The organism is Streptacidiphilus alkalitolerans, from assembly GCF_042511045.1.
Taxonomy (GTDB): domain Bacteria; phylum Actinomycetota; class Actinomycetes; order Streptomycetales; family Streptomycetaceae; genus Streptacidiphilus; species Streptacidiphilus alkalitolerans.
The window spans coordinates 184,611-204,288 of the sequence record NZ_JBHEZX010000004.1 but is presented as its reverse complement, the minus strand read 5'-3'; the positions used below and the strand labels follow the sequence as shown (position 1 = coordinate 204,288).

Annotated in this window: 13 protein-coding genes; 9 read left to right on the top strand and 4 right to left on the bottom strand. The window is 72.7% G+C overall.

The annotated features are described in order from the left end of the window. The first annotated feature begins 193 nt into the window (after window positions 1–193). Window positions 194–1,291, top strand: a complete 1,098-nt coding sequence (locus ACEZDG_RS10450; RefSeq protein WP_380505969.1) for a transaldolase family protein — start codon at window positions 194–196, stop codon at window positions 1,289–1,291. On the opposite strand, the gene pabB is transcribed toward ACEZDG_RS10450, so the two are convergent. Both pabB and ACEZDG_RS10440 read right to left on the bottom strand, forming a co-directional pair. Beyond that, entirely contained in the window at window positions 1,263–3,422 is a 2,160-nt protein-coding gene (gene pabB, locus ACEZDG_RS10445) for an aminodeoxychorismate synthase component I (protein ID WP_380505966.1), read from the bottom strand. The two genes, ACEZDG_RS10450 and pabB, sit on opposite strands and share 29 nt — an antisense overlap. Next, window positions 3,422–4,153: a 50S ribosomal protein L11 methyltransferase gene (locus tag ACEZDG_RS10440; protein WP_380505963.1), complete on the bottom strand. Its 732-nt coding sequence runs from the start codon at window positions 4,151–4,153 to the stop codon at window positions 3,422–3,424. Before ACEZDG_RS10440 ends, pabB begins: the two co-directional genes overlap by 1 nt. A gap of 209 nt (window positions 4,154–4,362) precedes the next feature. Here ACEZDG_RS10440 and ACEZDG_RS10435 point away from each other — a divergent pair, with 209 nt between their 5' ends. Beyond that, a complete protein-coding gene (locus ACEZDG_RS10435) occupies window positions 4,363–6,336 on the top strand; it encodes a helix-turn-helix domain-containing protein (protein ID WP_380505960.1) in 1,974 nt (657 codons plus the stop codon). On the opposite strand, the gene ACEZDG_RS10430 is transcribed toward ACEZDG_RS10435, so the two are convergent. Continuing rightward, window positions 6,309–7,475, bottom strand: coding sequence for an IS701 family transposase (locus ACEZDG_RS10430; protein WP_380505957.1), 1,167 nt, complete (start codon window positions 7,473–7,475; stop codon window positions 6,309–6,311). The genes ACEZDG_RS10435 and ACEZDG_RS10430 overlap by 28 nt on opposite strands. A 404-nt stretch (window positions 7,476–7,879) precedes the next feature. Here ACEZDG_RS10430 and ACEZDG_RS10425 point away from each other — a divergent pair, with 404 nt between their 5' ends. The 7 genes from ACEZDG_RS10425 (at window position 7,880) to ACEZDG_RS10395 (ending at window position 18,684) form a co-directional block, all read left to right on the top strand. Continuing rightward, a complete protein-coding gene (locus tag ACEZDG_RS10425; RefSeq protein ID WP_380505954.1) occupies window positions 7,880–9,178 on the top strand; it encodes an MDR family MFS transporter in 1,299 nt (432 codons plus the stop codon). Between the two features lie 9 nt (window positions 9,179–9,187). Continuing rightward, window positions 9,188–10,486, top strand: a complete 1,299-nt coding sequence (locus tag ACEZDG_RS10420; RefSeq protein ID WP_380505951.1) for an ATP-grasp domain-containing protein — start codon at window positions 9,188–9,190, stop codon at window positions 10,484–10,486. Further along, window positions 10,483–11,676 carry an ATP-grasp domain-containing protein gene (locus ACEZDG_RS10415; protein WP_380505948.1) on the top strand — a complete coding sequence of 398 codons (1,194 nt, stop codon included), beginning with the start codon at window positions 10,483–10,485 and terminating at the stop codon, window positions 11,674–11,676. Before ACEZDG_RS10420 ends, ACEZDG_RS10415 begins: the two co-directional genes overlap by 4 nt. Next, a complete protein-coding gene (epsC, locus tag ACEZDG_RS10410) occupies window positions 11,673–12,365 on the top strand; it encodes a serine O-acetyltransferase EpsC (protein ID WP_380505945.1) in 693 nt (230 codons plus the stop codon). The genes ACEZDG_RS10415 and epsC overlap by 4 nt, the downstream gene beginning before the upstream one ends. After that, window positions 12,362–13,636, top strand: coding sequence for an ATP-grasp domain-containing protein (locus ACEZDG_RS10405; protein ID WP_380505942.1), 1,275 nt, complete (start codon window positions 12,362–12,364; stop codon window positions 13,634–13,636). The genes epsC and ACEZDG_RS10405 overlap by 4 nt, the downstream gene beginning before the upstream one ends. Further along, window positions 13,633–14,586: a PLP-dependent cysteine synthase family protein gene (locus tag ACEZDG_RS10400; protein ID WP_380505939.1), complete on the top strand. Its 954-nt coding sequence runs from the start codon at window positions 13,633–13,635 to the stop codon at window positions 14,584–14,586. The genes ACEZDG_RS10405 and ACEZDG_RS10400 overlap by 4 nt, the downstream gene beginning before the upstream one ends. An 87-nt stretch (window positions 14,587–14,673) precedes the next feature. Beyond that, window positions 14,674–18,684, top strand: a complete 4,011-nt coding sequence (locus ACEZDG_RS10395) for an amino acid adenylation domain-containing protein (protein WP_380505936.1) — start codon at window positions 14,674–14,676, stop codon at window positions 18,682–18,684. Between the two features lie 63 nt (window positions 18,685–18,747). On the opposite strand, the gene ACEZDG_RS10390 is transcribed toward ACEZDG_RS10395, so the two are convergent. Then, window positions 18,748–19,599, bottom strand: coding sequence for a helix-turn-helix transcriptional regulator (locus ACEZDG_RS10390; RefSeq protein WP_380505933.1), 852 nt, complete (start codon window positions 19,597–19,599; stop codon window positions 18,748–18,750). Between the last annotated feature and the right edge of the window lie 79 nt (window positions 19,600–19,678).

Below are 19,678 nucleotides of genomic sequence, written 5' to 3'. Positions count from 1 at the left end.
CAGGACGTGTCAGCCGCCTACCGAACTATCCGACGGGCGTGCGAAATCGCCCCATGGACGCCCGCGCACTTCGTCACCTGGAGGGCCCGTCGGGCCACGACCTGACCAAGTAGTGGATCAGCGTTTCGGAGGTCTCCCACCTCCCGGATAACGTCGGGCACGGTGCGGCAGAATGATCGAGAGGAGTCGCTTCATGTCCATCGACCTGTTGAAGCAGTTGCAGTCCGAAGGCGTCTCCCTCTGGCTGGACGGAGTGACCAGGAACCAGTCCCTCTCCGGGGAGTTCGCGACCCTGGTCCGGGACCGGCGGATCACCGGCGCGGTGCACGCCCCCGACGTGCTCGCCGACGGCCTGCACGAACGGGGCTACCACCGGCAGTTGATCGACCTCGCCGCCCGCGGCGTCGACCCGGCCACCAGCGCCCGGCAGCTGCTGGCCGACGACCTCCGGCTGCTCTGCGACGCACTGGCCCCGGTGCACACCGCCGCCGACGGACGGGACGGGCTGGTCAGCGCGACTGCCGCGGCCGTCCCGCTGCAGGCCGCGGCGGCCGAGGCACGGGCCCTGCACTGGGCCGTGGACCGTCCCAACGTCCTGGTCCGGGCCCCGGCCGGCGGGGCCTGGCTGCCGGTGGTCTCGGAGCTGCTGGCCGACGGCATCGGCGTGGACGTCGGCCCGGTGTACTCCCCCGAGCGCTACGGCGAGGTGGTCGACGCCTACTTCGACGGCCTCGAACGCGCCCGGCTGAACGGCCGGGACCTGTCCGCCATCCCCTCCGTCGCCACCTTCCCGCTGGGACAGCTGGACGCGGCCCTGGAGCACGCCTTCGACCTGCTGCGGCGGCCGGGCCCGGCGCCGCTGCGCCACCGCATCTGTACCGCGGTGGCCCGGCTGGCCTACCGGGAGTTCGACCTGCGCTACCGCAGCGACCGCTGGCGGGCCCTGGCCGCGGCCGGCGCCCGGCCGCAGCGGCTGCTGTGGTCCGGCACCGAAGCCATCGGCCCGGCCGGACCCGACACCCGCCATGTCGACGGCTTCGTCGCCTGGGGCGTGGTCAGCAGTGTCTCGCTACGCACCCTGGAGGCGGTCGCCGACCACGCGCTGCTGGAGGGCGACACCCTGTCGGGGCGTCACATCTCGGCCGAACGCGATCTGGCGAACCTCTCCTGGCTCGGCGTCTCGCACCAGGACCTGGCCCGCCGGCTCGAGGCGGACCATCTGGAGCAGTTGACCGTCTCCTGGTCCAAGCTGCTCCAGCGGGTCACCGACGAGCTGGAACGGCGTCGCTGACCAGGCCGCTCACCAGCCCGGGCAGCAGTCCCGGCACCCGGCCCGGGAACTCGGCGCCGACCAGGTCCAGCAGCGGGGCGGCCTTGACCGCCGTCTCCTCCCACTCCTCGGCCGGATCGGACAGCGCGATCACCGCGCCGCCGGTGCCGTAGCGGACCCGGCCCGGGGTGACCACGGCGGTACGGATGACCACGCTCAGGTCGGCGGCGCCGCTGAGCGAGAAGTAGCCGATCGCACCGGAGTAGATCCCGCGCGGCCCCTGCTCCAGCCGGTCGATCAGCTCCATGGTCCGCCGCTTGGGCGCCCCGGTCATCGAGCCGGGCGGGAAGGCCGCCCGGACGCACTCGGCCGCGCCGCTCTCCGGACGCAGCCGCGCCCGGACCGTGCTGACCAGCTGGTGCACCCGCTCGAAGGTGCGGACCTGGAACATCCCGGCCACCTCCACCGTGCCGGACTCGGCGCAGCGGCCCAGGTCGTTGCGGACCAGGTCCAGGATCATCAGGTTCTCGGCGCGGTCCTTGCGGTTGACCGCCAGGTCCTGCCGCAGCGCCCGGTCCTCGGCGGCGGTGCGGCCCCGGGGCCTGGTGCCCTTGATCGGGCTGGACTCGGCCACCCCCGAGGCGGACACCCGCAGGAAGCGCTCGGGCGAGGTGCTCAGCACCGAGACCGCCCCGAACTGCAGCAGCGCCCCGAACGGAGCCGGGCTGATCCGGCGCAGCCGCCGGTAGGCCTGCCAGGGGTCGAGCTCGGCCCGGACCTCCAGCTGGTTGGTGAGGCAGACCTCGTAGGTCTCCCCCGCCGCGATCTCCTGCTGGCACTCCGCCACCAGGTCCAGGTAGCGGTCCCGCTCGTGCCGCAGCCGGACGGCTCCGGCCTGGACCGGCTGCGCCGGCGCACCGGGCAGCCGGACCGCCGGTGCCCGCAGCCGGGACTCGGCCGACTCCAGCCAGCGGCGCGCGGCCTCCTCGCTCCCGGCCGCGCTGCCCTCCTCGGCCAGGGCCAGCAGGTGCGCGGTGCCGGTGGCGTGGTCCACCACCACGGCGCGGTCGGTGAAGACCAGCACCGCGTCGTCCTCCTCGGAGCGGTGCTGGTTGGCGCCGCCGCACTGGGCCTTGAGCCCGTAGCCGAGGTAGCCGACCCAGCCCAGGGCGAACGGTCCCGGCAGTTCGGGCAGCCGGGTGTCCAGGGTGCGCAGGTCCTGGTCGAGCCAGTCCAGGAAGTCCCCGGTGACCAGTTCCTCGCCGTCGGCGGAGGTGATGGTGACGGTGCCGGTCCAGGTGTCGGCGCGGGCCGTCCGGGCCAGCGGCCCCGACCCGTCGCCCATGATCGAGAACCGGCCCTCGGCGCTGTCGGCGGCGCTGGAGTCCAGCCAGAAGGCGTGGTCCCCGCCGCGGAACATCCGGTCGTAGAGCTGCTCCTCGTCCAGGGCCAGCGGCACCGCCCGGGTCAGCACCCGGAGCCGTCGGGCCGGTGCGGGCTCCGCGACCGGCGCCTCGGCCGGCCGCGCGGGCTCCTGCCGCCGGGGGGCCGCGAGCGGGCGTCCGCGGCGGCCGTGCTCCGCCTCGGCCAGCCGGACGAAGTTGCCGACCAGCCCGCCGCCCTGCTCGGAGCAGGCCGACTCGGGGTGGAACTGGACCCCCCACTGCGGGCGGTAGCGGTGCCGCAGGCCCATCAGCAGGCCGTCGGCGGTCCAAGCGGTGGGCTCCAGCTCCGGCGGCAGGCCGGTCACGGTGAGCGAGTGGTAGCGCACCGCGGCGAAGGGGGTGGGCAGTCCGGCGAAGAGGTCCTGGCCCCGGTGGTGCACCTGCTCGACCCGGCCGTGCACCGGTTCGGGGGCCCGGGCCACGGTGCCGCCGTGCAGGTGGGCCATGCCCTGGTGGCCCAGGCAGACGCCCAGCGTGGGCAGTTCGCCGTGCTCGACCAGCTCGGTGCAGAGGCCGAAGTCCTCGGCCCGGTCCGGGCGGCCGGGTCCGGGCGAGAGCACCACCGCGTCGAAGCCGGCGAGCATCCCGGGGCGCCAGTGCGGATCGTCGTTGCTGAGTACGGTCGGCTCGTCGCCGGTCACCTCGGCGAGCAGGTGGAAGAGGTTGTAGGTGAACGAGTCGTAGTTGTCGACCAGCAGGATCCGCATCAGCCCGCCACCACCTCGAACAGCTGGTGCACGATCAGATCCGCGCCCTCGAGCACGCTGGTGCTCTTCAGCAGCCGCAGCCGGCAGCCGGTGGCCGAGGCGATGGCGCCGAGCGCCGCCAGGTCGCCGCGCGAGCTGAAGTGCAGCAGCACCCGGCCGCCCTCGGTGGTCCAGTTCCGGGCCTCGGCCAGGTAGCGCCGGTGCGCGGCGTAGCCGGGGTCGACATAGGCGCGCTCGTGGACCGCGCGGTACTCGAAGTCGGTCGGCGCCAGGACGTAGTTGGAGCTCCAGACCACGGTGTCGAAGCGCTCGTCCGGGCCGAGGCCGGAGAAGAGGTCGCTGTGCAGCGACCTGACCCGGTGGGCGACGCCGTGGCGCTCCGCGTTCAGCGCGGTGTTCTCGACCGCGTGGGGGTTGATGTCGGCGGCGACCACGGTGCGGCAGTGCCGCAGCGCGGCGCTGACCGCGATGACGCCGGTGCCGGAGCCGATCTCCAGCAGCGTGCCGGTGAGGGTGACGGGTGAGGGTGCGGTGATACCGAGCAGCTCCAGAGCAACGGCGGTGCTGGCGTGGTGCGGCGGGGCGAAGACCTGGTCGAGCAGGTCCCAGTCGCGTCCGGCCAGACTGAACACCCGCGGACGTACGGCCTCGGTACGCGACCAGCGGCTGCGTTCGAGTGAACCCAGGTAACTTCTGACATCCGAGCCCTGCTGCGTCAGCAGACTGCTCATGTCGGCCTCCCCCATAAGAGTGTGATCACCTGGCGGTACACGGTGTCCCCGTGTCGCGGCTCACTCTTGTGGAGGACTCGTCTCCTGCATAAGGTGACGCGGCAACAGAAGGGGGCCGGTACGCGGTGGCCGCGACACCAAGGCGCCCTTTGTGAGAGCATGTCAGCGCCTCTGCGAGAGTCAGGGCAGCCGACGGGGAGGGTCGCAGAGTGGACTCCAATGCGCCGCGCGCGGCAGTCGACGCTCTGATGATGCTGGAACTCCTGGCCAAGGGGGTTCCGGCCAGTGAGTTCGACCGACTCGTGGACGAGGCCCGGCGGTCCGCCCCTCCGGCCGAGGAAATGCAGCAGCTGCTGCGGGCCCGGGATCTGGCCCTCAACGTCCGTGCCCTGTTCGCCCGCCGCCAGCAGCGGGAGAGCGGCCTGGCCGCCCTGGTCGACACCGCGCGCGACCTCACCCAGCCCTATGAGCTGGACGCGCTGCTCAAGGTGATCGCCCGCCGGGCCCGGCAGCTGCTGAACCTGGACATGTCCTGGATCAGCTTCTACGACCACGAGGCCGGCGACGGCTACGTCCGCACCGCGGACGGCCACGCCACGGCGCTCACCGTGGGCCTCCGAATACCCGCCACCGCCGGTGCGGGCAGCGAGGCCCGGCGGAGCTCGGCCCCGCTCTGGACCCCCGACTACCTGACCGACGCCAGGATCCACCACTCCGAGGTCCTGGACGAGGTGGTCCGCGAGGAGGGCCTGAGCGCGCTGATGGCGGTGCCGCTCCGGCACAATGAGGCGATCTTCGGCGTGCTCTACGTGGCAGACCGGCAGATACGTTACTTCACGCCGGACGAGGTCGCGCTGATGAGCTCGCTGACCGACCTGGCCTCGGTCGCCATCGAACGCACCCAGCTGCTGGACCAGATCCACGCCCAGGTCACCGAGTTGGAGCACGGGGCCTCACAGGTCCGGTCCGACCTCAGCGACGCGCAGCGGGTGGCCGAGGCCCATCTGCGGCTCACCGACCAGATGCTCGGCAGCGCCGACCTCGGCGCCCTGGTCGCCCTGGCCGGCGACGCGCTGGACAGCGCGGTCTGCGTACGCGGCACCGGCGGCGAGGAGCTCGCCTGCTTCGGCCAGCTGCCCGCCCTGGACGAGGCCAAGGTGCTGCGGGCCTCGATCGACGCCAGGGTCAGCCGGGAACCGGTCCGGATCAGCGGCACCCCGGCCGGCAGCGGCGAGTCCGGCGAGTGCTGGGTGCTGGCCCTCGGGGTCAACGGCGACGGCCTGGGCACCCTGCTGGTCACCCCGCACCGGCCGCTCACCACCGGCGGTAGACAGTTGCTGCGCCTCACCGCCGGCACCGCCTCGGTCGCGCTGGCCATGCACCGCACCGCGGCCATCGCCGAGAGCCAGGTCAGGGACGAGTTCCTGGACGACCTGCTGTCCGCGCCGCGCCAGTCCACCCAGCAGATCCAGGCCAGGGCCAGGCGGATCGCCGTCGACCTGGACCGGCCGCACGTGGTCGTGGTGGCCCGCCCCGAGTCCGGCTCCCCCGGCCGGGCCGCGGTCTGGGCCTCCTCCTACGCCTACCGCACCGGCGGGCTGCGCAGCGTACGCGGCGGAATCATCGTGCTGCTGCTGCCGGGTGACGATCCGTCGGTCGCCGCCAAGGCGGTGGCCCAGGAGCTCGCCCCGCTGCTCGACCAGCCGGTGACCGTGGCCGGCGCGGGCCCGTTCTCGGGAGTGGAGGGGGTCCACCCGACCAGCGCCGAGGCCCTGCGCTGCCTGGACGCGCAGACCGCGCTGGGAGCGGCCGGCACCAGCGCCACCGCACGTGAACTCGGGTTCCTCGGTGTGCTGTTGAGCGAGAGCAATGACGTGGTCGGCTACATCAGGCAGACCCTCGGCCCGGTCCTGGACTACGACGCCCTGCGGGCGACCAATCTGATCGAGACCCTGGAGGCGTACTTCGCCTCCGGCTCCAGCCCCACCTATGCGGCGGAACTGCTGCATGTGCACCCCAACACGGTCTCCCGGCGGCTGGAGCGGATCTCCGAACTGCTCGGCCCGAACTGGCAGAAGCCCACCCAGGCACTGGAGATCCAGCTGGCCCTGCGGCTGGAGCGGACCAAGCAGAGCCTGACCGACCCCGAGCGCACTCACGCCGCACGGCCCCGGCGGTCGTAGCCCGCGCCACTGCGGCGGGCGGCCAGCACAGCGACGGCATGGGCGACCGAGGCCAGCGTGGCGTGCCGGTGCCAGCCCTCGTAGCAGCGCCCTTCGAAGTCCATCAGACCGACCCGGCCGGAGACCTCGGCGAAGTCCAGCTCCACCCGCTGCGCCAGCTTGGCGGTGCGCAGCAGCTGGCCCCAGGTGGCCTCGTGCCAGTTGCTGAGCCAGAACCGCTGTGATCCGGCCCGCAGGTCGGTCCACTCGCCCAGCAGCAGCAGCGGCGTGCCGGGCCGCCCGGCCAGCCGCACCCGCACCGCCGCCACCATGCTGGTACGGCTGCCGCCGCCGCTCGGGTCCTGCCACTCGACCGGACGCCAGCGGGTCCTGGCCAGCTGCAGCAGGTGCGCGGCGGTGAACTCGGTCCCGTGCCGCGGCACGGCGAGGTCGGCCGCGATCAGCCGGGTGGTGGCGCCGATCCCGGCCGTGAAGGTGAGCCCGGACTCGTCCAACAGCCTTGTCCCGACCCCGAGTTCGGCGTCGGCGAGGTCCAGCACCACCGGGTGCGGCCGGGCCGCGTCGCGGGAGGCGGTGGCCGCCGCCGCGTCGATCGCGCACTCGACCGGGCTGAGCCAGCGGGCGTCGGCGGGGATCTTCGCCCGGCGGCGCAGCTCGGGGTCGGCCATCCAGCGGTCCGGAAGGTGCAGCCGCCAGTCGATCGGGCAGCTCACCGCGTCCGAGGCGGCCCAGACCCCGTAGGCCTGCTGGCAGTTGACCGCCTGCCCGAACTCCGGGACGAAGCGGCGCTCCACCCCGACCGAGTGCTGCCCGGCCTTGGGGATCACCATCGGGCGCAGCACCCAGGCCTGCGGTCGCACCTCCTCCTCCACATAGTCGGCGAGGGCCGCCCGCACCTGTGCGTAGTCCCAGGTGGACGCGGAGATGAAGTGGTGCAGGCTCTGCTCGGCGGCGGTGCTGCCGAGGTGGCCGGCGATATTGCGCATCGACTTGCGGCCGGGGGCCGACAGCAGCCCGTGCAGGTACTGCTCGGCCTTCCCGCGCTGGTCGCGACGGCTGAGCGAGGGGAACACCCGGTCGCAGAGGACGGCGGCCTGTTGCGGGACGGTGGTCTCCAGGGAGGCGAATGTCGTGGTCATGATGTCCTCGTCCAATCGGCCCCCGGTGGGGCAGCGGCTCGGGAGTGGCAGGCGAGAAGGCTGCTGATGCCCCACTCTGGGCCGCCGCCGGGCCCGTACATCAGGGGGTGCTGTCACCCTCTTGGGGGTCCGCGAGTGTGCTCCGGCCACCACCCCCGGCCGGAACGGCCGGTGAAAGCCCCGTTCGTGGCGCTTCCGGCGGCCCCGGGTGGTGGCCGGACCCCCATCCGCCCGGATCCGCCCCCCCGACGGGCCCTCGGCGCACCTGACGAAGTCAACCGGGGGCGCTGTCCGGTACCGGGCCTGCCGCACAGAGTGTGCGTTGGGCGAGGTCCCTGCCGCGGCGGACCGATCCCCGTTCCGCCGTCTGCTTCCGGCCGCCACCGCCCCTTTGGAGACCGACCATGCCCCAGCCCCACTCCCGAGCGTCCTGGCGGTACACGGTCGCCATGCTGGTCGACGCCACCGGCAGCGGAATGTACCTCCCGCTCTCGCTGCTCTACTTCCACTACGTCACCGGGCTGCCGCTGCCCGCCGTCGGCGCCACGATGACCGTCGCGGCCCTGCTCGGCGTGGTCAGCAACCCGCTGGCGGGCATCCTGGTGGACCGCTACGGCGCCCGCACCGTGGTCATCGGGGGCTATCTGCTCCGCTCGGCCGGGTTCGGCGGCTACCTGCTGGTCCACAACCAGGTCGAGATGTTCCTGGCGGTGGTGCTGGTGGCGTTCGGCGACCGCACCTTCCCGCCGTCGATCCAGGCGCTGATCTCCGAGATCGCCCAGGGAACCGCGAGGGACCGGCTGATCGCCCGTCAGAAGAGCCTGCGCAACGGCGGACTGGGCATCGGCGGCCTCACCGCCAGCGTGCTGCTGGGTGTCGGCCACAACAGCTCCTACCACCTGGTGGTGGGCCTGGACTCGGTCAGCTTCGTCCTGGCCGCGGTGCTGATCGCGACCGTGCCCTCGGTGGTGGCCCGGACCCGCGGGGCGGGCCGGCCCAGCCGCAAGGGCGGCTACCGCACGGTGGCACGGGACCGCTCCTTCGTCCGGCTGACCCTGATCAACGCGCCGCTGGCGCTCTGCTACATGACGCTGAGCATGGTGCTGCCGGTCTATCTGACCCAGACCCTGCGCACCTCGACCGGGGTGCCGGGCATGCTCTACGCCCTCAACACCATCGGCATCGCGGTGGTGCAGATCCCGCTGACCCGGCTGGTCATCCGGCGGGCCAGGACCAGGACCGCGGCGCTGGGCGGAGCCGTGTTCGCCCTCTCCTTCCTGCTCTTCGCCTCCTCGGCACTGCTGCCGGGACAGGGACCGCTGCTGGGCTGCCTGTTCCTCGCCACCGCGCTCTACACCACCGGCGAGCTGCTGCACTCCCCGGCCACCTCCGCGCTGGCCACCGGCACCGCGCCGGCCGAGCTGCGCGGTCGCTACATGGCCTTCTACCAGCTGTCCTGGGCGCTGCCGAGCGCCGCCGCACCGACCCTGTTCACGGCGGGCCTGGCGCTCTCCCCCACCGGCCTGTGGCTGCTGCTGGCCACCCTCGCCTCCGGCTCCGCGCTGGCGCTGCTGCGGATGGAGCACCGGCTCCCCGAGGCCGCGGTCCGGCCGTGGACCCGCGACGCCGTCCCGGCAGCGGTCGTGCCCGCCGCAGTCGTTCCCGCACCCACCACCGTCTCGCCCGTCGGCAGCCGTAGCTAAGGAGCGTTCATGCCCCCGCACATCCTCATCGTCGGCGGAGGTCGGCGACTGCACGACGAGATCCGTGCCGCCGCCGCCGGAGTCCGCACCACCACGATCTGTCGGATGTCCGTGCTGCCGAAGATCAACAACCCGCAGCGCAACGCCCGTCTGATCGCCATGAGCAATGACGCCACCCTGGACGAGTGGCTGGCGATGGCCGAATTCCTGCACACCCAGGACCCGTTCACCGCCGTCGCCGCCTGGAGCGAGGTCGACCAGGAGAAGGGCGCGGCCATCGGCGAGCGGCTCGGCATCGACGCCCCGGACCGGGAGACGGTCCGGCTGGTGAACGACAAGGCCGCGATGCGGCACCGGCTGGCGCTGCTCGGCCTGGACGACACCCGGGTGCGCTCGGTCAGCACCGTCGAGGAGGCCAGGGCGGCCGTCGCCTTCACCGGGCTGCCGTGCGTGCTCAAGCCCGACTCGGCCTCCGGCAGCCGCGGCGTCTCGGTGCTGCGCGACCTCGGCGAGCTGGAGGCCGCCTGGGAGTGGGCCCGCGCCGCCGAACCCGAATCGACGCTGCTGGTCGAGGAGTTCCTCAGCGGCACCGAGTACAGCGTGGAGGCGATGAGCGAGGGCGGCGCGCACCGGGTCGTCACCATCACCGGCAAGTTCAGCGACAGCGAGCACCGGGTCGAGGAGGGCCATGTGGTGCCCGCGCTGCTCCCGGCCGCGCAGGCCGCCGGGATCGCCGACTTCGTGGAACGGGCGCTGAGCGCGCTCGGCGTGGTGGACGGGGTCACCCACACCGAGATCATCGAGACCAAGCGCGGCCCGCGGATGGTGGAGACCCATCTGCGTCCGGCCGGCGGCTGGATCCCGCTGCTGGTCCGCGACGCGCTCGGGGTCGACCTGCTCAGCCTGCTCGCCGCCCGCACCGTGGACCAGTCGGTGCTGCAGCGGCTGCCGGGCGAACGGAGCGGGGATCCCGAGCCGGAGCCGAAGGACCAGCTCTGCGCGGCGATCTGGTTCATCCAGCCCGAGACCGGCAGCGAGGGCGAACTGCTCAGCCTCTTCGGCGTGGAGCACGCGCTGGACACGCCCGGGGTGGTCGAGGTGCAGGTGCTGGGCCGGCCCGGCGACCGGATCGGCACCCTGCGCTCCAGCGGTACCCGGCTGGCCATGGTCCGCGCGATCGGCCCGGACCAGGACAGCGCGGTGGCCGCGGCCCGCGAGGGCGCCTCGCGGATCCGCGCCGTGGTGGTCCCGCCCGCCGAGGCCGGACCGCTGGACGGCGAACTGCTGACGGGAGGGAAGCTGCGATGAGGATCCTGATGGTGATGCCCTACCGGCAGTTCCTCGGCCAGGCCAGGGCAGAGGGGTTCAGCACGGTCGCCCTGTGGGATCCGGCGCTGGAGTCGCCCGGCTATCTGCGCGAGGTGGCGGCCGGCGCCGAGGCCTATCTGACCACGGACTTCGGCGACACCGCCGGGCTGCGCCGGGTGGTCGCCGAGACCGCCGCGAAGCACCGGGTGGAACGGATCGTGCACCTGGGCCGCGAGGAGACCATGCTCCCGGTCGCCGAGGAGGCCGAGCGGCTGGGCCTGGCCGCCAACCCGTCCCGGGCCGTGGCCCGGCTCAACGACAAGTCGCTGTTACGCCGGCTGCTGGCCGAGCACGGCCTCTCCCCCGTGGAGGTGCGCCGCTTCGACACTTCGGACCAAGTCCGGTCAGCACTGGGCGAGTTGACCCTTCCGGTGGTCGCCAAGCCGACCGCGCTGGCCGGCAGCCGCGGGGTTCGGCTGATCAGCGGCCCGGCCGACCTGGCCGCCTGGGAGCGGTCGCTGGCCGGGTACGGCTACCGGGGCCCGGTGCTGGTCGAGGAGTACCTGCGCGGGCCCGAGTACAGCGTGGAGACCCTCAGCGCGGAGGGCCGGCACCAGCTGGTCGGCATCACCGCCAAGGAGGTCACCGCGCCGCCCACCTTCGTGGAGACCGCGCACACCCACCCCGCGCCGCTCCCCGCCGCCGACGAGCGGGCGATGGCCGAGCTGGTGACCCGGATGCTGGACGCGGCCGGGCACCGCTTCGGCCCGGTCCACACCGAGGTGGTGCTGACCGGCGCCGGGCCCCGGGTGGTGGAGTCGCAGACCCGTCTCGGCGGCGGCCGGATCCCGCTGCTGGTGCAGCTCTCCCGCGGCTACGACCTGGAGCGGGCGGTCTTCGCGGCACTCGCCGGACGCCTCGAACCGGCCGGTCCGGCCCGCGGGGTGGCCCGGATCGAGTTCTTCGACTTCCGTCCCGGGACGGTGGTCTCGGTCTCCGGGGTGGAGCAGGCCGGGGCGCTGCCCTTCGTGCATGAGCTCTCGGTCCCGTTCGAGCCGGGCGGACAGGTCCCGGTGACCGTGGACGCCAAGACCCGGCACGGCCACGTCGTGGTCACCGCACCCGACGTCGGCGCCGCCGTCGAACGGTGCGCCCAGGTCCGACAACTGATCCGGCTGGAGACACGATGAGAACCACGCCCCGCCCGACCGAGCCCCGTCCGACTACGGCCCACCGCCTGACCGACCTGCTCCGCGAGGACCTGCGGACCATCAGGGAGCGCGACCCCTCCGTGCGCAGCACGACCGAGGCCGTGCTGCACCCCTCCTTCACCGCCCTCGCCCTGCACCGCCTCAGCCACCTGGTGCACACCCACGACCACCGGACCCTGGCCCGGCTGCTGGCCACGGCCTCCCGCCTGGTCACCCAGATCGAGATCCACCCCGGCGCCCAGCTCGGCCGGCGCGTCTTCATCGACCACGGCTCGTCCGTCGTCATCGGCGAGACCGCCGTGGTCGGTGATGATGTGACGCTGTTTCACCAGGTCACCCTGGGTTCCGTGGGCTGGTGGCACGACGCGGAACGGCCGCCGGGCAGCCCCCGGCACCCGACCGTGGAGGCCGATGTGATCCTCGGCTGCGGCGCGACCGTGCTCGGCCCGGTGACGGTCGGCCGGGCGGCGGTGATCGGCGCCAACGCGCTGGTCGTCAAGGACGTGCCGAGCGGAGCCCGGGTGCTCTCGCCGATCGCCGCGGTCCAGCTCCCCGCCGTGCCGGGGCCCGCGACCCTGCCGCAGCTGCCCGACCTCACCCTCCCGGAACTGACCGTTCCGGACCTCGCCGTCCCCCATCTCGCCGTCCACTCAAGGAGCATCGCATGAGCCACCTGGGCATACTCGAGAGCAACCTCTCCGGTTCCGGATTCGACTGCCTGCGGGCCGCGTACGACCTCGGCCACCGGGTCACCTTCTTCACCCGCGACCTCGACCGCTACCTGGAGGTCCCGGGCGCCCAAGCCTTCTTCGACAAGTACGTCGAGCGGATCGAGCACTGCGAGACCAACGACGACTCCCTGCTCTCCAAGAGCGTCGACGCCATCGCCCTGACCGACCCCTTCGACGCCTTCCTGACCGTCGCCGAGTACGACGTGGTGCTGGCCGCCCGCACCAGCGCCCGGCTCGGGCTGCCCACGGTGTCGGAGTCCTCCGTCGCCAAGGCCCGTGACAAGGCCCGGATGCGGGAGACCTGCGCCGCGGCCGGGGTGCCGATGCCGGACTTCCGCATCGTCTGGTCCGCCGCCGAGGCCGCCTCGGCCGCGCGGGAGGTGGGGCTGCCCTGCGTGGTCAAGCCCGCCGACGAGACCAGCAGCGCCGAGGTCAGCCGCTGCACCACGGCCGAGCAGGCCGCGGCCGCCTTCAACCGGATCCTGGCCAGGACCGAGACCACCCGGGGGCAGGACTGCTCCCCCTACGTGATGGTCGAGCAGTGCGTCTTCGGCCCCGAGGTCAGCGTCGAGGTGATGGCCGAGGGCGACCGCTTCCGGGTGCTCGGCGTCACCGACAAGAGCCTGGCCGGGCAGGACCGCTTCGTCGAACTGGCCCATGTCTTCCCCAGCGCGCTGCCGCCGGAGCAGGCGCAGGCCTGCGCCGACACCGCGGTCCAGGCGCTGCGCGCGGTCGGCTTCGACCTGGGCCTGGCCCATGTGGAGGTCAAGACCGACGGCGAGGGCGCCAAGCTGATCGAGATCAACCCGCGCCCGGCCGGCGGCCGGATCACCGAGCTGGTCGACCTCTCCTTCGGCATCTCCACCCTGGAACTGGTGGTGCGTCAGTACTTCGGCGAGTCGGTGCTGGACACCATCCCGGAGCAGCCGGTCGCGGGGGCGGCGATCCGCTACCTGACCGCCTGCCCCGGCACGGTGAGCCGGGTGGCCGGGGTCGAGTCGGCGGAGGCCATGGCCGGGGTGCGGGAGGTGCTGGTGAAGGCCCACCCGGGCGACACCGTCCGTCCGCTGGCCCGCAACGGGGACCGGCTCGGCCATGTGCTCGCCGTCGCCGACCACCCCTACACCGCCGCGCGGGTGGCCGAGGCCGCCGTGCACGCGATCGCCATCCACACCGGGACCGGCCCCGCGCAGGGAGACGTCCGATGAGCCTGCTGGACCTGCCCCAGCGCGGCGCGCTGCGCGTCGCCGACTCGCTGGACCAACTGGTCGGCGCCACCCCGCTGCTGCGGCTGCGCGCCCCCGGATTCGCCCCCGACGTAAGGGTGCTGGCCAAGCTGGAGGGCTGCAACCCGCTCTCCAGCAGCAAGGACCGGGCCGCGCTGTGGATGCTGGACGCGGCCGAGGCGAGCGGCGAGCTGCTGCCCGGCGGCACGGTGGTCGAGGCCACCTCCGGCAACACCGGGATCTCGCTGGCCTCGCTGGCGGCGGCCCGCGGCTACGCCTGCCTCATCGTGATGCCCGACAACGCCACCAAGGAAAGGATTCTGACGGTCCGTCTGCTCGGCGCCGAGGTGGTGCTCACCCCGGCCGAGACCGGCTTCAGGGGCGCGGTCGAGCGCGCGGCCGAACTGGCCGCGGCGACGCCCGGCGCCTGGATGCCGCGCCAGCACGAGAACCCCTACAACATCCAGGCCCACTACAGCAGCACCGGCCCGGAGATCTGGGCCGCGCTGGACGGCAGGCTGGACGTCATCGTCGCGGCCGTGGGCACCGGCGGCACCCTCACCGGCACCGCCCGCTACCTCAAGGAGCAGTCGGACGCCGTCCGCTGCGTGGCCGTGGAGCCGTCCGACTCGCCCGTCCTGTCCCAGGGCTGGGGCGGCCGGCACGGCATCCCCGGCCTCAACGGCGGCTTCCTCGCCGACACCACCGACGTGACCCTGGTCGACGAGGTGGTCACGGTGACCGACCTCCAGGCCCGGGAGACCGCGCTCGGCCTGGCCCGCTCCGCCGGGCTGCTGGTCGGCATCTCCTCCGGGGCCGCCGCCCACGCCGCCTTCGTCCTGGCCCGCCGCCCGGAGAGCTCCGGTCTCACCATCGTGACCGTGCTGCCGGACTCCGGCGAGCGCTACCTCAGCGTCCTCGGCAGCGAGTGACAGCTGCCGCTGGGCCTGACCCTCCGTCTGCCCCTCCGCGCCCTGCCTTCCGCGCCCTGCCCTTCCGAACCGTCCGGGGAGAGAACAGTGAATGCGACAGAATCCGAACCGTCGGCACTCCAGCCGCCGGACCACAGACGCCTTACCGACCTGCTCCGCGAGCAGGTCCAGGCCCGTCCGGACGCCACTGCCGTGGTGTACCAGGACGCCCAGCTGAGCTACCGTCAACTCGACGACGCCGCAACCGGACTGGCCCAGCACCTGCGCCGGCTCGGGGTCTCCGCCGACTCCTGCGTGGGCCTGTACGCCGAGCCGTCGCTGGAGCTGATGACGGCGGCCTGGGGCATCCTCCACGCCGGCGGCGCCTATCTGCCGCTGTCGCCGGAGTACCCCGAGGAGCGGCTCCGCTTCATGATCGAGCACAGCCGCGCCTCGGTCGTCGTCGCCCAGGAGCACCTGGCCGAACGGCTGGCCGACCTGGCCCCGCACGGCACCCTGGTGGTCACCCTGGACCCCGGGCTCCACGCGGCGGACAACGGCGCGGCCACCGTCCCGGGCATGCCCGACGCCCCGGCCGCGGTCGACGCCCGGGCCGTGGCCGGCGCTCAGAGCGTGGCCGACGCTCCGGCGGACGACGGCGTGGCCGGCCCTCCGGCGGACCTCGCCGAGGGTGTGGGACCCGACGACCTGGCCTACGTGATCTACACCTCCGGCAGCACCGGCAAGCCGAAGGGGGTGATGATCGAGCACCGCGCCATCGTCAACCAGATGCGGTGGATGGGCGAGGCCCAGGGTCTCGGTCCCGGCCGCAGGGTGCTGCAGAAGACCCCGATGAGCTTCGACGCCGCGCAGTGGGAGATCCTCGCCCCGGCCTGCGGCGCCACCGTGGTCATGGGCCGCCCTGGCGTCTACCGGGATCCGGAGGCGCTGATCGAGACGGTGCTCGCGCACGAGGTGACCACGCTGCAGTGCGTGCCGACGCTGCTGCAGGCGCTGCTCGACACCGAGCGGCTGGCCGGCTGCTCCTCGCTGACCCAGGTGTTCAGCGGCGGTGAGGCGCTCTCCCGGCGGCTGGCGGTGCAGTTCACCACGGAACTCGCGGACTGCGACCTGATCAACCTGTACGGGCCGACCGAGTGCACCATCAACTCCTCCGCGCACCAGGTCGACCCGGCCACCGTGGGCGACGGCCCGCAGTCGGTGCCGATCGGCGTACCCGTCCGCGGCACCCAGTACCGGATCCTCGGCCCGAACGGGCTCCCTGTGGCGCCCGGCGAGATCGGCGAACTCCAGATCGGCGGCGTCCAGTTGGCCCGCGGTTATCTGCACCGCCCGGACCTGACCGAGGAGCGGTTCGTCACCGACCCGCTGCACCCCCGCCCGCACCACCCCGACGCCCGCTTCTACCGCACCGGCGACCTGGCGTACTGGAACTCCGACGGCACGGTGCAGTTCGCCGGCCGCGCCGACAACCAGGTCAAGTTGCGCGGCTACCGGGTCGAGCTGGACGAGATCGCGCTCACCATCGAGGAGCACGACTGGGTCCGGAAGGCCGCCGTCATCGTCAAGGACGACCCGCGCACCGGCTTCCAGAACCTGCTCGCCGCGGTCGAACTCAACCCGCGCGAAGCCCTGTTGATGGACCAGGGCAACCAGAGCGAGCACCACCGCTCCAAGAGCAGCAAGGTGCAGGTCAAGGCCCAGCTCTCGAACCCGGGCGTGCGCGAGGAGGACGACCTGATCGGCCGTCCGGCCGTGGAGCTGCCGGGGGCCGAGGCCACCGCACGGCAGCGGCGGACGGTCTTCGCCCGCAAGACCTACCGCTTCTACGAGGGCGGCCCGGTCAGCCGCGACGACGTGCTGCGACTGCTCGGCGGGCAGGCGCAGGGCTCCTCGCCGACGGAGGTGTCCCAGCTCTCCCGGGACCGCCTCGGGGAGCTGCTGCGCTGGTTCGGCCAGTACCAGAGCGAGGAGCGGCTGCTGCCGAAGTACGGCTACGCCTCCCCCGGCGCGCTCTACGCCACCCAGCTCTACCTGGAGCTGGGCGGGGTCGCCGGGCTCGACGCCGGGCTGTACTACTACCACCCGGTCCAGCACCGACTGGTGCTGATCGCCGCGGCGGACGGTGCCCCGACGGACGGCCCTGCGAGGTTCAAGGTCCACTTCGTCGGGCGGCGCCGGGCCATCGAGCCGGTCTACCGGACCAATGTGCAGGAGGTCCTGGAGATCGAGGCCGGGCACATGGTCGGCCTGTTCGAGGCGGTGCTCCCGGACTACGGCCTGGACATCACCCCCGATGCCTGGGCCCCGTCCCTGCGCGGCCGGCTCGGCTGCGCCGAGGACGACGTCTACCTGGGCAGCTTCGCCCTGGTGCCGTTCGCCGGGCCCCGTCCCGACGACGCCAGCGACCTCTACGTGCAGTCCCGCCCGGCCATGATCGCCGAGCTCCCGGCCGGTCAGTACCGCTACCACGAAGGCGAGTTGGAGCGGATCTCGGACGAGATGATCATGAAGAAGCACGTCATCGCGATCAACCAGCAGGTCTACGAGCGGTCCAGCCTCGGCATCTCCATCATCAGCCGGGCCCACGAACCCTGGCTGCAGTACATCGAGCTGGGCCGCCGGCTGCAGCGGCTGCAGATGAACGACGTCGGCCTGGGGTTCATGGCCTCCGGCTACAGCTCCCGCGGCGGCCAGGACCTGCCGTCGGCGCGCCGGATCGCCGGGATCCTGGCCGCCCGCGGCGAGGACGCACCGGTGTCCTACTTCTGCGTCGGCGGCCGGATCAGCGCCGAGCAGCAGGCCAGCGAGGGCATGCGCGAGGACGCCGTTCACATGCGCGGCCCGACCGAGATCATCAAGGACGACCTGGCCAACTTCCTGCCCGACTACATGCTGCCGAACCAGGTCGTGGTGGTGGACCGGCTGCCGCTCTCCGCCAACGGCAAGGTCGACACGAAGACCCTGGCCGCCTCGGACGCGCTGAACCGCGCCCTCGCCTCCCGTCCGTTCGTCGCCCCGCGCACCCCGACCGAGGAGTTGCTGGTCGAGCTCTGGGGCCGGGCGCTGAAGTACGAGGACGTCTCGGTCCGGGACGACTTCTTCGAGGGCGGCGGCAACTCGCTGATCGCGGTGGCGCTGATCAACCGGATCAACCGCGAGTTCTGCTGCTCGCTGCCGCTGCAGGTGCTGTTCGAGTGCCCGACCCTGGAGGAACTGGCGCTGCGGATCGACGCCGGCGCCTCCCGCCAGTCCTCCCGGCTGGTGCGGCTGCAGGACGCGGGAGCACGCAACCCGGTCTTCTGCTGGCCGGGCCTCGGCGGCTACACCATGAACCTGCGCGCCCTGGCCGGACGGATCGGCATCGACCGCCCGTTCTACGGCGTCCAGGCCCACGGCATCAACGAGGGCGAGACCCCGTACGCCACCATCGCGGAGATGGCCGCGGCCGACATACGGGCCATCAGAAAGCTGCAGCCGGAAGGCCCCTACACCCTGTGGGGCTACTCCTTCGGGGCCCGGGTGGCCTTCGAGACGGCGCACCAGCTGGAGCAGGCCGGCCAGCGGGTGGAGAACCTCTTCCTGATCGCGCCCGGCTCGCCCAGGATCGGTCCGCACGACGACGCCCTGCACGGCCTGGCCGAGGAGGGCTGCCACCGGGCCTATGTGACGCTGCTCTTCTCGGTCTTCGCGGCCGGGATCGAGGGGCCGATGCTGACCGAGTGCCTGGAGGTGATCCGCAGCGAGGAGGCGTTCATCGCCTTCATCGGGGAGAAGTTCCCCGGCCTGGACTCGGACCTGACCCGGCGGATCATCCGGGTGGTCCGGCAGACCTTCGAGTTCGAGTACTCCTTCCGCGAGCTGCTGGAGCGGACGATCGAGGCACCGGTGACCATCTTCAAGGCCAGGGGCGACGACTACTCCTTCCTGGAGGGCAGCAGCGGGTACTCGGCGCAGCCGCCCCACGTGGTCGACCTCGACGCGGACCACTACAGCCTGCTCAAGCGTCCCGACCTGGACGAGCTGGTGCGGATGATCCGCCGCCAGTCCGAGCGCGGCTTCGCCACCGCCGCAGCGGGTGCCGGCGCCCGGAGCTGAGCACACGTGGGGGGCCGGGCACTATTGCCCGGCCCCCCACGTGCTGCTCGATCGGCGCAGCGGCTACGCGGCCTCGTCGGCCGCCCGTCCCAGCAGATATCCCAGCTGAATCCGGTTCTGCGCGCCGAGTTCCTGCTTGATGTGGAACACATGCGCCTGGAGCGAGCGCTCGCTGATGGCGAGACGCCTGGCTATCGCCTTGTCGGAAAGCCCCTCGATCAGCAGCCGCTGAATAGCCGCGCGAATAGCGGGAATCACCCTCGGCGCCGCGTCGGCGGCCCGCAGTGGAATGAAGGGGAACTGCCCTGCCCTGGTCCATGAGAATTCGAAGAGATCCACAAGAAAACGCACGGTCGCCGGATCGGTGATACGCGCCGCACAGGCACTCCCGTCATTCGCGGGAATAAAGGCGGTGGACCGGTCGACAATGACCAGGGGGCCGAACAGTTCATCCAGGGTCCGCACCCTGGCCCCGTAGGCGGTGATCATGCGGACGTCGTTCTTGGCCTGCTCGTCGAACTGCGCGGTGTGCTGGTAGAGGGTGCGCATCTCGACCCCCTCGCGCAGCCGTCCGCGCAGGCCCGGCGGCAGGCCGCCAAGCGGACCGTCCGTCTGCGCGCCGCCCGGCTGGGCCGTCAGCAGTTCCTCCCTGGCGCCCGCCACCGCGGCGGCGACGGCCAGGTTGACCTCGGAGGTTCCGTACAGGTAGGAGATGCCGACGCCCTCGGCCCGGGCCTCGCCGAGCAGTTCGCCGGACAGTCCGCCCGGCTGGCCGGCTGGTAAGGCAACCGACTCGTCCATCGCCTTCCGGGACAGCTCGGCGAGCACCTCGCCGAGGTCGCGGAGCATGGCCCGGTAGGGCTCGCGCCGGGTCGGGCCGGACGTCTGCGCTGCGCCGGGAATCGTCTGGGACATACGTCACTCCGTCAGGATCGCGTCCGTACGGCACAACTGGCCGGTGCCTCGCTATCAGCCTGCGAGCCGACGCCGCCGG